The organism is Mesorhizobium montanum (assembly GCF_033977145.1).
Taxonomy (GTDB): Bacteria; Pseudomonadota; Alphaproteobacteria; order Rhizobiales; family Rhizobiaceae; genus Mesorhizobium; species Mesorhizobium montanum.
Map to the genome: position 1 here is coordinate 122936 of NZ_JAVIJF010000015.1, position 13313 is coordinate 136248.

Annotated in this window: 17 protein-coding genes and 1 pseudogene; 6 read left to right on the forward strand and 12 right to left on the reverse strand. The window is 58.5% G+C overall.

Translation table 11 applies throughout. The features are described 5' to 3' along the window. Window positions 1–86: 86 nt before the first annotated feature. Window positions 87–470, forward strand: coding sequence for a hypothetical protein (locus tag RFM68_RS20980; RefSeq protein ID WP_320234910.1), 384 nt, complete (start codon window positions 87–89; stop codon window positions 468–470). A gap of 84 nt (window positions 471–554) precedes the next feature. On the opposite strand, the pseudogene RFM68_RS20985 reads toward RFM68_RS20980, so the two are convergent. The 3 genes and pseudogenes from RFM68_RS20985 to RFM68_RS20990 form a co-directional block, all read right to left on the reverse strand. After that, a pseudogene (locus tag RFM68_RS20985) lies at window positions 555–883 on the reverse strand (phytanoyl-CoA dioxygenase family protein); the annotation flags it as partial. A gap of 155 nt (window positions 884–1038) precedes the next feature. Beyond that, window positions 1039–1332, reverse strand: coding sequence for a hypothetical protein (locus RFM68_RS33645; protein ID WP_430694898.1), 294 nt, complete (start codon window positions 1330–1332; stop codon window positions 1039–1041). Between the two features lie 441 nt (window positions 1333–1773). Next, window positions 1774–1959, reverse strand: a complete 186-nt coding sequence (locus RFM68_RS20990) for a DUF3606 domain-containing protein (RefSeq protein ID WP_320234911.1) — start codon at window positions 1957–1959, stop codon at window positions 1774–1776. Window positions 1960–2090: 131 nt separating this feature from the next. Here RFM68_RS20990 and RFM68_RS20995 point away from each other — a divergent pair, with 131 nt between their 5' ends. The 3 genes from RFM68_RS20995 (at window position 2091) to RFM68_RS21005 (ending at window position 4665) form a co-directional block, all read left to right on the forward strand. Beyond that, entirely contained in the window at window positions 2091–2969 is an 879-nt protein-coding gene (locus RFM68_RS20995) for an ATP-dependent DNA ligase (RefSeq protein ID WP_320234912.1), read from the forward strand. A 72-nt stretch (window positions 2970–3041) separates the two neighbouring features. Further along, window positions 3042–3860: a non-homologous end joining protein Ku gene (gene ku / locus RFM68_RS21000; protein ID WP_320234913.1), complete on the forward strand. Its 819-nt coding sequence runs from the start codon at window positions 3042–3044 to the stop codon at window positions 3858–3860. 613 nt (window positions 3861–4473) lie between these two features. After that, a complete protein-coding gene (locus RFM68_RS21005) occupies window positions 4474–4665 on the forward strand; it encodes a hypothetical protein (protein ID WP_320234914.1) in 192 nt (63 codons plus the stop codon). Window positions 4666–4682: 17 nt separating this feature from the next. On the opposite strand, the gene RFM68_RS21010 is transcribed toward RFM68_RS21005, so the two are convergent. The 6 genes from RFM68_RS21010 to RFM68_RS21035 are packed head-to-tail and all read right to left on the reverse strand — an operon-like array spanning window position 4683 to window position 6697. Further along, window positions 4683–4961 carry a hypothetical protein gene (locus tag RFM68_RS21010; RefSeq protein ID WP_320234915.1) on the reverse strand — a complete coding sequence of 93 codons (279 nt, stop codon included), beginning with the start codon at window positions 4959–4961 and terminating at the stop codon, window positions 4683–4685. Continuing rightward, the gene (locus tag RFM68_RS21015; protein ID WP_320234916.1) at window positions 4958–5137 is read right to left on the reverse strand and encodes a hypothetical protein; all 180 of its coding nucleotides are present in this window, start codon (window positions 5135–5137) and stop codon (window positions 4958–4960) included. Before RFM68_RS21015 ends, RFM68_RS21010 begins: the two co-directional genes overlap by 4 nt. After that, the gene (locus tag RFM68_RS21020) at window positions 5134–5319 is read right to left on the reverse strand and encodes a hypothetical protein (RefSeq protein WP_320234917.1); all 186 of its coding nucleotides are present in this window, start codon (window positions 5317–5319) and stop codon (window positions 5134–5136) included. The genes RFM68_RS21015 and RFM68_RS21020 overlap by 4 nt, the downstream gene beginning before the upstream one ends. 11 nt (window positions 5320–5330) lie before the next feature. Then, the gene (locus RFM68_RS21025; RefSeq protein ID WP_320234918.1) at window positions 5331–6035 is read right to left on the reverse strand and encodes an SOS response-associated peptidase; all 705 of its coding nucleotides are present in this window, start codon (window positions 6033–6035) and stop codon (window positions 5331–5333) included. Between the two features lie 3 nt (window positions 6036–6038). After that, window positions 6039–6368: a hypothetical protein gene (locus tag RFM68_RS21030; RefSeq protein WP_320234919.1), complete on the reverse strand. Its 330-nt coding sequence runs from the start codon at window positions 6366–6368 to the stop codon at window positions 6039–6041. A gap of 50 nt (window positions 6369–6418) precedes the next feature. Continuing rightward, the gene (locus tag RFM68_RS21035) at window positions 6419–6697 is read right to left on the reverse strand and encodes a hypothetical protein (protein WP_320234920.1); all 279 of its coding nucleotides are present in this window, start codon (window positions 6695–6697) and stop codon (window positions 6419–6421) included. Window positions 6698–6838: 141 nt separating this feature from the next. Here RFM68_RS21035 and RFM68_RS21040 point away from each other — a divergent pair, with 141 nt between their 5' ends. Next, a complete protein-coding gene (locus RFM68_RS21040) occupies window positions 6839–7108 on the forward strand; it encodes a hypothetical protein (protein ID WP_320234921.1) in 270 nt (89 codons plus the stop codon). Between the two features lie 157 nt (window positions 7109–7265). Here RFM68_RS21040 and RFM68_RS21045 read toward each other — a convergent pair whose 3' ends face one another. Both RFM68_RS21045 and RFM68_RS21050 read right to left on the reverse strand, forming a co-directional pair. Next, window positions 7266–7559, reverse strand: a complete 294-nt coding sequence (locus RFM68_RS21045) for a hypothetical protein (RefSeq protein ID WP_320234922.1) — start codon at window positions 7557–7559, stop codon at window positions 7266–7268. A 258-nt stretch (window positions 7560–7817) separates the two neighbouring features. Next, a complete protein-coding gene (locus RFM68_RS21050; protein WP_320234972.1) occupies window positions 7818–8246 on the reverse strand; it encodes a Ros/MucR family transcriptional regulator in 429 nt (142 codons plus the stop codon). Window positions 8247–8814: 568 nt separating this feature from the next. Between RFM68_RS21050 and RFM68_RS21055 the strand changes: the two genes are divergently transcribed. Next, a complete protein-coding gene (locus tag RFM68_RS21055; RefSeq protein WP_320234923.1) occupies window positions 8815–9192 on the forward strand; it encodes an XRE family transcriptional regulator in 378 nt (125 codons plus the stop codon). A gap of 538 nt (window positions 9193–9730) precedes the next feature. Here RFM68_RS21055 and RFM68_RS21060 read toward each other — a convergent pair. Then, a complete protein-coding gene (locus RFM68_RS21060) occupies window positions 9731–13120 on the reverse strand; it encodes an adenylate/guanylate cyclase domain-containing protein (protein ID WP_320234924.1) in 3390 nt (1129 codons plus the stop codon). Window positions 13121–13313 lie beyond the last annotated feature (193 nt).

The following is a 13313-nucleotide window of genomic DNA, read 5'->3' on the forward strand; positions in this document are numbered from 1 at the left end:
CGAAAATATTGCACTTGTGTTGCAATGCAGAATCATTATATTGGCCTTAGATCGAGTCATGATTAAACCTACTGAGGTCGATTGGAATGTCGAAGGAAAAGCAGAACAGAACAATAGCCAACTTCATCGAAAAATGGGCAAATGCCTCACCGTATAGCTATAGAGACATCGCCCTCGTGGCTGGCTTTACGACAGCTGACATGATTTACATGTTCATGAGAGGGGAACGCCGAGTGCCTCTAGACTGCGTCCCCGCTTTGGCGGAAGCGCTGCAGTGCGACGGCAATGAGCTGTGGACCCTTGCGCTGCAGCAATACCCCAGCCCCCAGATTTTCCGAGCGATTCAGGAGCATGGCCATTCGCCCAACGAGCAAGCGTGGCTCAACGCTCTACGGACAGTGTCGGGGCATGCTGACCCTGATTTGACCTTTGAGCGGTCGACGCGGCTCCGCGAGATATTGCTGGACTGAACACTGGCGCCCCGAGATCGACCACAACGCCGTATGCGTTACTCACCCTGCCGTAAGCCCGGGACGGCGTCCGTCGATCTCACGTCAGCTTCTTGGTGGCCTGTTCGCCAAGGGCGTCCAGCCGGCCTCGAGCGCGCGGTGGAACAGCGCTTGTTGCGTTTCAGGCGCCAGCCCGCCGATCGGCGGATCGCGATCGAGATTGGTCGGGAAGGAATAGCCTTCGGCGGTCGAAGCTATCGCGTTTGTGGCCGCCGCTTTCGAAATCGAGCCGGCTGCCAGCATCTTCTGGATCGCGGGATAGAGCGCGCGGCTCACGCTGGTTCGGTCGACGATTTCCATCGCGCGGCCATAGCCCGACGATACCTGCAGCAGTTGGCCATACGGCGGATATCGGCTGAGCGATTGTTGCCGGCGCCTGCAATCTGGCCTACTGCTCCTTACGCGGCCGATATCAAAACCGTTTCGCCTGCTTTCGGTCGGCCGACCTCCACCAATGAGAAATATGCGCTCAGGCCCGGCATGCCCAAGCAACCAAGCGATGTTTCCACGGGAGCCGCCGCCGCCTGATCTAGAAGCAACGCGGTTTTGGCTGCAACAATCGTGAACGGCTGCCAACTGAAATCGTCTGCTGGGATGACGTCACCGACCTTAAAGAGCGGCGATTCCGACGTAATGACCTCGCCGACACCTCCCCTTGCATGCTGTCGCCGACCTTCAGGCCAGCAGCATAGTTTTTAGCGGGGCTCAGTCTGGCTCGCATATAGGGATCGACTGACAGCCAAAGCGTCCTCACCAGCAACTCTCCGTGCTGAGGAACTGGCACAGGACGATCTACGAGCATGAAGTCGTCAGGAACCGGCATTCCCGTGGGAAAACGTGAGGATCCAAGTGGGATTTGATGTCATGATACTAACTTCAGGTTAGGGCTCGGCACAAAATAGCCCACTGCGGCTAGCACCCAGAAGTCGCGCTTTCCAAACTGACTGTCCCAATTTTTGAACGAGATCGAGGAGAACGCTCAACTATAGAGGCAATGGCTGCTCGGTCGAAATTCTCCTCGGATCCACCCGCAGCGGCGCCTCCATTTGGTTCTGGGCTGGTTAGTGGCGGTCGAGTCTTGGGCTTCAGGTGTCTAACTCCAACGGCTCGTGTTCGGGCTGCTCATGCCACATAACCTGCCGCAAGTCGGCTTTTTCGACGATCTGCCCGCATATCTGGCACCGATACGCTGGTGAGTTGGGCACAGCGCCGAGCTCTGGATGGGGTTTGCCGATAACAGGCGGCCCGAGATCGAAGAGCTTGGTCACCCCCTCAACTTTCTTGCCTCGCGCTGGAGAGTTTTCCTCTCGTTGCCGTGCTTGCTGATGAGATGCCTTACCTGCTCGGGCGTGATGCGGTGCTGCTTCGCGAAGTAGCGGACCTCGAAATCCTCATCCGCCGACACGCGGTCGCGATCCCGAAAATCTCGCTTGGCTTTGTCGTCTGCCATGGCCGTTCCTCCTGGTCAGTGAGAACAGCGGCTTCGCGGGAATGTTCCAAATTGGTTTTTCAGCAATCCCTAATGGAACTGAAACGACCATGTGCTATTGAATCGAATTCGAGTGATGCGTTGGGGATCTGATGCGTGTGCGTGGCGGCCTTCGGCTGTCCTTTATTCCACCTCTGTTGCCGACCCTTGTCGACAAGCCACCGGGTGGCGCAGCGTGGGTCCACGAGCTGAAATTTGACGGCTATCGCTCTCAAATCGTCATCGATGACCAAGGCGCGCGCATCTTCACCCGGAGCGGGCTCGACTGGACAGCAAAATACCGAGAACTGGCGAAAGTAGCCGAGGAGCTGAACGTCGAGAGCGCCATTATCGACGGCGAAATCGTCGTGCTGAATGCAGCAGGGCATTCCGACTTCCGGGAGCTTCGCAAGGCGATCTCGCGCCGCCCGCACGACCTGTATTTCGTGGCCTTCGATCTGCTGCATTTGAACGGCCATGATCTGCGTGACATGACGCTGGTCGATAGGCGCGATATACTGGAGGCACTCATACCAGCGAACCAGCATATCCAATTCAGCGAAGCGTTACCCGGTGACGCAAAGTCGATCTTTCATCTGATCGATCAAGCCGGTCTCGAGGGCATAGTCTCGAAGCGCAAGGACAGCGTCTATCGGAGCGGCAATTCGACCGCCTGGTTGAAGACCAAATCTTACACCATCGACGAATACGATCTGCTCGGCGTCGAGCGCGAGCCCGGCAAGCCGGCGTTCGCTCTGATGGCTGAGCGCGGGACAGGGCGCTATGTTGGAGCGGCGTTCATCACCTTGAACCGGGAAATGCGCGAACGGCTCTGGCAGCGGGTGCTGGAGCATTCCGGGCCGGCGCCGGAGGGCATAAAGCGGCCCGCGACACAATGGGTCAAGCCTGGCTTGGTCGGCCGCGTGAAGCATATGCGCGGCGAAGAACATCTGCGCCACGCGTCGTTGCAGGATTTCCGCGAGGATGGCTAACCGTCTGGAACCTCCGAAGGGCGGGCGGGTTGACCATCATCTCAAGGACGATCCGCCGAAAGGGAGATGAACATGGCTGCGCCGCGGGCAGTGTGGAAGGGCTTTCTGAAAGTTGGATCGGTCGCCTGTGCGGTCAAACTGGTTGGTGCGACCAGCGAGGCGGGCAAGGTCCATTTCAAGATCCTGAACAGAGAGGACGGCTTGCCAGTCAAAAGCGCCTACATCGACGAGCAAACTGGCGACGTCGTCCCTTCTGAGGATCAGATCAAAGGCTACGAGGCGGACAAGGGCGATTTCCTGGAAATCGAGCCCGAGGAAATCAAGAAACTGAAACTCACCTCGCAACACACTCTTGAAGTTGAGGGCTTCGTGGCGATAGATGACATCGACACGCGCTATCTCGAAAAGCCCTATTACCTCATTCCAGCCGACGGAGCTGCTCTCGAGGCCTTCACCGTCCTTCGGGAGGCCATGGCCACGAAGCGGGTCGCGGCCCGATCTTGCGTCGTGCTTTACCAGCGCGGGCGGGAGGTCGTGATACAGCCATACGGCAAGGGGATGCTGCTGACCGAGCTGCGCACCCACAATGAGATGGTGTCGGAAAGCAGCGTCTTCGACGATCTGAAGGTCCCGAAATACCACAAGGACCTGTTGGAGATCGCCGGATTGCTGATCGACAAGAAGGTGACGAAGTTCGATCCGTCGAAGTTCGAGGATACCTATGAGGACGCGCTGATCGCGATGATCGATGCGAAGCGCAAGGGCAAGAAGCCGCCGAAGGCTGCGCCGCCGCCGAAGGAGAATGTCGTCAACCTCGCATCGATTTTGAAGAAGAGCCTTGCTAAAGAGGGTATCAGATCGCGTCCGAAGCCCGCGCGCAAGTCGGCTTGAGCACGGCTTGGAACGGCCATTATATGTGGCACACCGCCCGAAAAAGACACCCGCCGATTTTCGATACGGCGGGTGTGAATATGGGCAACATCGACTGGAGCTAAAGGGACTCACAAGCGCCAGTCGGGAATGCCAATGAAATAGCGGGCTATATGTTTCATCCTTGGGACCTATGCACCTCTGAGGTGCGACTTCAGTCGGACCAGATAGCCGACTGGATACCTGCGTTCGGACGAACGTTCAGATCCTCCATTGACCAAATGCCGGAAGCTCCCGCTACGGGGGTTGAGCCAAACAGAGGTTTCAGTGCTGGCGGGAGGTTAGGCTGGGAGCTGTTGGCTAGGTCGGAGCGAAGGATATGGAAGACTATCGGAACAGCGTTCTCGAAGCTCGTTGGCTTCTCGCCGTGCCCGCGTCGCTTCTCCTGACAGTGCTCGTCGCCGGCCTTCTGCTTTCATAGACGGGGTAGGTTCATTTGCTGTCCTCGGTCCGAGCCAATTGTCTCGTTTCTGACATCGGGGTGTGTCATCTTCAAAATCGTCCGCAGCGAAGTAGAGGCAAGCGGGCTGTTGGGAGCGGCTATCATGCTTTCGCCCCGACTAGGGAGGCAGGCATGTCGGCTTATGGCGTGGCGGATTCCGCCGAACTCGCCGTCCTCGCGAAAGCTTTGAACGACTACTGCGCAAAACATCGGATCAAGTGTAACGAAGAGCGCGAACGGATCGGGCGCAAAATCTTGTGCCTTCTCGGGCGCGGCACGATCGATCCTGACCAGCTATCAGCGGAACTTGAAAGCGCTGGCTAGACAGGGCAACTCTAGCCTTACTGGCCCGGTCTGCGAGGTTTTCCTGATGAACAGTGCGCCTTGCCGGCACCCGACATCGCCCTGGCGATGACCAATTCCGTCTCCAACTTGGCGTTTTCCTTTTGGGTCATGTTGTCGGCAGCGATCAGACGGCGGATCGAACGTATCACCTCACCACGCGCCCACCCGGCTTCCTGCATGCAGTCGACGATCGCCTGAAAGCCGGGCTCCATTGCTTCCTGGCAATCGACCTCGCGATCGGCGTAATCCTCGCTGCGGCGTGGTCGGCTGATCATAGAAACTTCTCTCCCTGGTCGCGATGCTCGAAGCAGAACCAGTGCGCCGCCTGCTTGGGCCGCGCGAAGCCCCAACCAGCGTCCTTGCTGCAATCAGTGTGATCGCAAATATGGCCGAGCAAGCCGCGCTCGCACAACTGGATGACGTGGCCTGGGCTTGCCGGTCCGTCGCTCATCCGAAGCGCCTTCCGCGCTGCCGGCCTTTCAATGTGTCGAGCTCATCCTGAAGATGGCCATTGAGCATGATCATTTCCTTCAGCGCTTTCATGGTGTCGCCTTGGTGAAGAGCAACAAACTGGTCAGCGACTTGCTGCAATGCCGCCTCCTGGCGGCTGTCCAGTGTGACGATCTGGTGCATGGCGGTCCTCATCAGAACAAGGATGCCTGCGCTGGCGGCAAAGCGGGAAATTTGATCTGTGTTGCCGGCTTGTCGACGATGATCAGCGCATCGTCCGGCGCGGTTCGCTGAAGCGTCTTGGCTTCCGACCACGGCGCCGTCATCCAGATACCGATCTCTTCCTGAGTGGTCAGAATGACGGGCATAGCCTTCTCATGGATCGGTGCGATGAGGGCATTCGGCTTCGTGGTCATGAACCCATAGAGTTCGAAGTCGCCGGGACCATCTTTCACGCGCCGCACGCCCTGCCAACGGGTCCACAGGCCAGCGAAGAAGAAAAGCGGCCGGTCCACGCCGCGGGCGAACCAGTAGTTCCGTTGGATGCCGGTTTCAGGATCTTTGTCGTTTGGCGTCGGCGATGGCTCGGCGAAGCTGGTCACAGGCACCACGCAACGGTTCTCGATGCCGACATATTGCTGCCAATGCCCATATTGCGGGTTGCGAATGTTCGTCGTGCCGTAATCTGCCTTGCCCTTCACGCGCTCAGCCGGTGTCGGCATGCCCCAGAGCAAGCTTGCAAGCTCACGCTGGCCGTCGGGGGCATTGCGGACGACAGCGCCAGGCATGTTCGGATAGACGTCCAGCGACGGCTCCAGGTTGCCCAATATGTCGCGCATCGCCTTCGTCCACTGGCGGATCGCCTCCTGGCTGGTCGTGATGTTGTATAGGTTGCACATTCCTTAGCTCCGCAGGGCATCGGGCACGCTGAGCGGCCCCAATTCCAGAATTCGTTCATAGGCCCCTTTGCGGTGCCAAACGCCGCGAGCCCGCCCATTCTCCCGGTCGCGCTTCGGATCGAACATGATGCCGCCGAAGTGGTCAAGGAACGACGCCGCGGCCGTTCGATCAGCGAAGCAGTGCAGCCGCCATTGCTCCTGTTTTCCGCATTCCCAAATCGCAATCACCGCTCTGGTCCGGCATGTCAGGGCGCGCTCCCGCAGAAAGCGCATGATGAGGGTGTAGTTGCGGTCGGTGCAAAGGTCGTCGGGCAGGGCGACCTGGTGCGGCATGTCTCGATCAATGACCGATGGCCGCGGAATGCCACGGCTCCGCCCGACCATTAATGCGCGCGGCCGGCCAGCTTGCTTTCCTTCAGATAGATATCGGTCTGGTCGCGCATCGCGTCCGACAGCGATAGCGCCAGTTCCAGGCTTTGCGGGTAGACTGCCAGGATCCATGTCGCCGTCAATTCGGCAATGGCTTGCTTTTGGCTCACATCGGAAAGGCCGCGCATTTGCTTCGCCATTTTGTTGACAGCACGGTGAATTGCCTGCCGCTCGCGTTTTACGGTAGCATATATCTCGGGCTGCTGGGCCTCGGTGGCGAGGATCGGCTTCATAGCGTGTCTCCTAATTGCCCCCAGTGAACAAAATGAGAACACCAGAGTCAAGAGCCTCTTGACCGCGCATGAATATGTTCCTCATTTCAAGGCATGCCGGAGCAACCCGAGAAATGGCCGAGAGGTGCGACCTGGACGTTGATGCACGCCCATGACGCTGGCCAGATCGCGCGCATCTCATGCGGCCATTGCAACATCAAGCGCTACTACAAGCCGGCTGAGTTGCGCGAGGTAATCGGTAATGTGTCAATCGACGAGGTGCGGAAGCACGCGCGCTGCCAAGCCTGCGGGAAGAAGGAGTTCATGCAGGCGGAGTTGATTCACGCCTATGGGCAAGAACTGGTTAGGATCCGCTTCCGGCGGCTGAAGGAAATTCGCTGGGAGCGGCGCGTCGTCTGGCGAGACGAATGATTGCAATGACTGAAGCGGAGCCGAAGCTTACGAATCCGTGAGTCGCAGACACTGGCTTAGCGGGCTTAGATCATCGTGAGCAGTGTCTCCTGCTCGGCAGGACAGCACTTCCGTCGGACCGATGGCCCGCTGTCGCCTCTATCACCTCGGCAGCGGGCTATTGTTCCTCGCTGTCCTCGTTGTCGTTTTCATCGTCCGATTGGCTGTTTCGATTTGCGTCGTCCGCTTGCTCTTCGACGTATGCCTGGCAACCCTCGTTGAAAGATCGGCTATCGCCGTCACAATCCCGCTCATCGGAGATGTCGTGCCTCGCCGCCCAATCGTAGCCGGCCTCATGGCCCGAGCAGTCATCCGTGCAATCGTAGCCGTGGAACGTCTCTTGCGCATTTGCAGGCGCAGCGAATGAGCCAACAAGCGCGATGGCGCCGGCCGCGACAAGAATTCGGATCATCACAAAACTCTCCAATCGAAGCCCCGGCGATCGGGTATTCTGTGACCTTGGCGAAGATGAGGCTGGATACTCGACCCTTTCAGTCCCAGTCCTGATCAGGCGTAGCGGGGCGGCGATTCCAGCTTCTAACGGCATTTAGTTCGTCGATGCAGACCGGCCCGGATGCGCCGCAGTCATCGCACCGCACCACGACTCGCCCCTCGGCTGCCACATAAGGCCTTGCGTCGTTGCTCGTGCAAAACGGGCAAGGTTCCGCATTCATCGCGGAGAGCGCTTTTTGCCATTGCCCTTGGGCGGCTTAGCCCCAGGCTTGCGGCCGAGCCCACTGGACTTTGCCAGCGCCGATCGCTGCGCTGCATAGTTCGGCGCCACCATCGGATAATCCTGCTTCAAACCCCATTTCTCGCGATACTCATCGGGCGCCAGGCCGTAGTGCACGCCAAGATGGCGCTTCAGAGATTTGAACTTCTTCCCGTCCTCGAGGCAGATGATGTAGTCGGGAAACACTGACCGCTTTGGATTCACAGCCGGTGCCTGAGCCGGCGTCTCGGGCTCGGCCTGCGATCCAATCTTTGCCAGCGACGAATTCACGCTTGCGATCAGATCCGAAAGAGATGCAACCGGCACCGGGTTGTTGCTGACATAGGCCGACACGATGTCGGCGGTGAGCTCAATCAAAAGGGGCATTGGCTGCTGTGTCTCGTCCGGCACTCTATTCTCCTGCGTCTAGATCCACTTGGCGATCCTTACCGGCTTCGGAAAGAAACGCCAAGACGGCACCGGAAACTTAGCCAACGCGCAAACCGACTCGGTCAAGACAAGTGCCAGCCCATCCTCGTCAATCACCTTGGCATCGGGTCAGGTCGACCTGGTTCTTTGCGCATATCCGCTGGAACCAAGTGTCATCTGGCGGGACGAGTGATCTGGTCTTGGGACAAGAAAGAGCCAACCGCCCATCGGTGCTCCGAGGCCGGCCGCCGCGATGCCGACAGTGCCTAACATCGCTGTGCCGCGTCAAAGCGCACGCCAGAAATCCATGGGCGTTGCTATCGACCATCGTTCGGGACCCAAGGGCGGAATGAATGCGCAATCGCGCCTCGTAATAAAGTCGCAGCGACATGCTGAATAAAGCCCGAAAAACACCCATTCTATTCTCGCTATATCTTAGTTGTTGACGACTACTATAGAGAAAGTGAGAAAAGGCATGCGAAAACCCCATGTGGCGACACGTTCAAGGTCCGAAATATCTGAGTTCGTGGACGATCGTATCAATCAGTTAGAGGAGAGAAAGAGCCTAGAAGACATCGCTGAAGAGATCGGGTTCGCGACCGTCAGTCTCCTTTCAAATATCAGAGAGGGCATGATCAAGGTTCCTCTCGACCGCGTCCCTGGACTTGCTCGAGCGCTTGAATGCAACCCTCGGACGCTATTCCTCCTCGCGCTCGGGCAATATCTCGACGAGGACGCGTTGGTGACCATCAAACAGATCATAGGACCCAGCATGAGCCAGAACGAGGTCGCCTGGATAGAGGCGCTTCGCAGCGCGTCAGACAACGCTGATCCTCCATTGTCGACCAAGCGTGCAATGATCATTCGTGCGATTTTCGGGAAGATCCGGCGACAACCCGGCTAGCAGCTGTGACATGTGGAAACGGCTATCGAAGTCTGAGCGTGGGTATGTCTGTCCACGTTCGATCCGTGTGAGGTAGTTGTCGACCTTGGCGAATGCGAGCGAACCTGCGCTCGAACTGGGGTGTGGTCTGAGGTTTTTAGGAACCAATCGAGATTGTTCGTGAGAGGGGATGCCCCAGATAGATGGAAGTCCTAGGGGTGCCGTGGTTAGCGTAGGGGACGCCTTCTTTTGCGGCAGAGAAAATTTCGTCAATGCTCCGCATTGAGCGGGAGGGCAGATGGGCCGAGTGCACCATTGGTCGTCCACGGCTGAGATCGCCATTTGACCAAATGCGACATCTCCCATGGTGCGAATGGCAGTCGCCTTATCACAGTCAATCCTGCGGTCCCGTCCATTCACCAAAAGCGGAAATCGTTAATGCGCTGGCGACAGGCAGCTTGGCGCCTCATACCGGACAATGCGAGGCAGCCTTTCCCAACCTCCTTTATGCAGATCTAGTTGGGCGCAGAAAAACTGAGTTTGCGTTTTGGGTGGCGGCTCAATCGGCCTGCTCCTTGGATTCTTCGGTCGGCTGGTTAGAATCCAGTGTCAACGTGCTACCTAGAATTCTAGCAGCCTCTCTGATGACCGCAGTTTCTAGGCCTTCAGCGACGTCCCCGATCTGAAGCAGATTCCGATGTTCAGGTCGGGCCCCTTGGCCCGAGCTTGCCGAGACCTTTGCCAGCTCGGTTGCCGCACGAACTGCCAACCAGCGAGCGCGCTGTCTTATTGCGGTATGACAGGCGTTTGCAAGGAACTCCATCCCTCGATTCACATCGGCCTTAGCAACTAAACAACCCTGAATGCGCTCCACCTCGGCTTGCGCCCATCTCTCGTTCGTGTTGTCCATTACCTCCGTGGCATTCGCGATCGCTACGAGTCCCTCCTCGATCCGTCCATGCCGGAGACAAATGTCCGCCACCGATGAAAAGAAGTGCGGCAAGTGAAGTTCAGAGCCGGTGGAGCGCCATCGCCTTACGCCTTCGCGCAGCATTTTCAGCCCTTCGTCGGGCGCGTCGCCACCAATGGCCCACCCGAGGAGAGCGCGCGCGCCCCCTGACCAGGACGCCAGTTTGCGCTCATCAGCCAAGAGCAGCATCCGCTCAGCGATCTGACGGCATTCGGCCGGCTCATTGCGAAAGCGTCTGGCAACGCCGAGGTTCATCAGAGTGAACGCCAGATTAAGCGGATGATCGAGCCGCTCCGCAGTTGCAACTGCTGCGAGACAATTCGCAAGCCCGGTCTCGACCTTCGCCGCGAGCACCTGCGCCAAGCCAAGGTAAGTGCGACAGATCGAAAAGGCGTCCTCTCCGAATTTCGCGACATCAAAATCCTTATCAGAGGTCGCCCAGGTATCGATGCCAGCCTGGGCTTCCCGTGCGGCGTCCTCAATCGCGCCGAGATATAGATAAGACGTGGCGAGCGCACGATGCGCCAACGTCGTTTCCTCGAGATTTTCACTGACTGAGGCGTCGACAAGGAGTTGCTGGGCTAACTGTCGGCTCCGCTGCAAGTCAGGCCGGTCAAGATAGAAATTCCAAAGCGAACGCCGGACGAAAAAAAGGTTGGAGATGCGGCCCGTTGATCTACAAAGCTCCTCGGCGCGAAGAAAGTTTGCTTCAACCTTCTCGGACGCATATCCGGCCGATGCGTTGAGTGGGACACCCATTTCAACCCGGACGTCGAGCTCAAGCTCATCTGCGTCGCCCGTTTTGGTTGCTGCTCGGAGGGCCTCGAGCGCACAGGCGAAATGCGCGACTGCCTCTGGATTGGCGTATCGTGCCGCGGCCACGCGCCCGGCTTGACGAAAGCATTCAGCTGCTTCGCGATATCGCCTTGCAGCCATGAGATGATGTGCAACCAATTCCGATTCGACGTTCAACTCCGAAGTGAGTTGGTCGGCCAGCCTGCTGTGCATGTCCTGGCGCACCGTCTTCAACATACTATGGTAGGCGGCATCGCGAACGAGCGCGTGCTTGAAAGTATATCGTGCGTCCGAGCCTCTGCCGCGGCGGAAGACGAGCTCGGCATCGACTAGCTTATCGAGGGCATCTTCCAAGGCAGCGGCGCTGAGCCGTGTCACCGACCGTAGGAGCTCGTAGCGGAAGTCGCGGCCGATGCAGGCGGCCGTTTGCGCGACTTCCTTGACCGGCTGCAACCGGTCGAGGCGAGCCATCAGCGAATCGTGCAGCGTCAGCGGAATGTCGAGATCTGCAAGTTTTACCTGATCATCGAATACGGTGGCGCGATCGAAATCGTAGATTTCGAGAACGCTCTTTGTCAGCTCTTCAATGAAGAGCGGCACACCATCCGTGGTGGCGATTATCTTGTCTATAAGAACGGGAGGCAGTCGCTTTTCGCCAGCAAGCTTCTCGATGAAAGAGGTGGTCTGTTCACGACCCAGGCGGTTAAGCGCCAGCTTCGTGACAATGGGGTGTCCGCCAAACCCATGTTCGAAGGTCGGTCTCGTGGTCACCATCATCATGACCCGAGCGTTCTGAATCCGGTCGACGCATTGATCCAAAAATTCGAGCGTAGTCGCGTCGATCCAATGAATGTCCTCGATCACGAACAACAAAGGCTGCAGGGCAGCAGCATCAAGGATGTCGTCTGCCAAGGCCTCAAGCGTGCACGCTCGCAGCTGCTGTGGGCTTAGGCCCTTAAGAGCATCGCTTTGGGCGTTTGGGAGATCGAGCAGAGAAGCAAGAAACGGCAGCGATCGGCACTCTGGACCTTTCGCGCGCTCGAGAGCTCTTAGCTTCTCGCCGTCGCCGTCAGCTTCCGTAATCCCTATAGCATGGCGGAGCTGCTGGATTGCCGGATAGAGCGGCGTGCCCGAGTAGTAGGGCGAGCACTGATAGACGACGCGCGCGTGTTCCCCCTGCGAAACTGCGTCTATTAAGGCCCGGGTGATCCGTGATTTGCCGATGCCCGCCTCGCCGCTGAGCAGAACGAGCTGGCCTTCGCCTCTCTTCGCTTGCCCCCAACGCTCAAGAGCAAGTCCGAGTTCGAGGTCTCTTCCAATCATGATTTGAGGAGCGCTGGAGGCGCGCGCGTCGTAGCGCGTCTCGACGGCCCGCTCACCAACCACCAGAAATGGCGACACCGGCCCTGAAATTCCCTTAAGTTCGATGGAACTCAGCTTCTCAACCGCGAATACTCCCCCGAGCAGCTTTCTCGTGCTTTCTGACACCACCACACATCCCGGCTGGGCAAGCCCTTGTAGACGCGCGGCGAGGTTCGGCGTATCGCCGACGACTGCCTCCTCCTGAGCTGCCCCTTCGCCGATGAGATCGCCGACGACTACCAACCCCGTGGCGATGCCGATACGCGCGGCAAGCGGCTTGCCGCTGGGCGCTCTTAGACCAGCGGTTGCGGACGCGGCGGCCAGACCGGCGAGCACCGCGCGTTCTGCATCGTGCTCATGCGCCCGCGGCCAGCCGAAATAGGCGAGCACGCCGTCGCCCATCAGCTTGGCAACGCTTCCTTCGTAGCGGGTGATCTCTCGCGACACCGCCTGTTGGTAGGCCAGGATCACCTCGCGCGTATCTTCAGGATCGAGCTGCTGCGACAGCTCGGTCGAGCCCACGAGATCGACGAACATAACTGTCAGCTGCCGCCGTTCGACGCGCCGCGCCGCAGCTTCTTCGATCGGCTCCGGCACGGTCGGTTTGGTAAGCGATGCAGCCGGTGCCGCCGAGCCCTTCTTTTCGACGAGCGAAGCAATGGCGCCGAGCAGCTTGCGCCGATGCCCTACAGACTTGACCCCGAGGGCTGCCAGGTCATCGCCCGTCAGGCTGGGAAGTAATTCGGCGTCGATGTCGTTGTCGCGGAAAGCTTGAGCGTATTCGCTCAGTCCTAAGCTTACCAGCCATGCAACTACATCCACGCCCTTTTTCTCCCGGCCAGTCGCAATGCAAGCAGAGCAGGGATTATACCTCAAGTCGGCTGCAAGCGCTGTGGCGAGTTCATTTTGCAAAGTTCGTTTGGGTCACGACTTCCCGATGTCGACTCCAGGTGAAGGTCCCGAGAGGTCGGCTCACGACATCGGACCTTGGAGGTTGAAAGTCCGCAATCGGGGT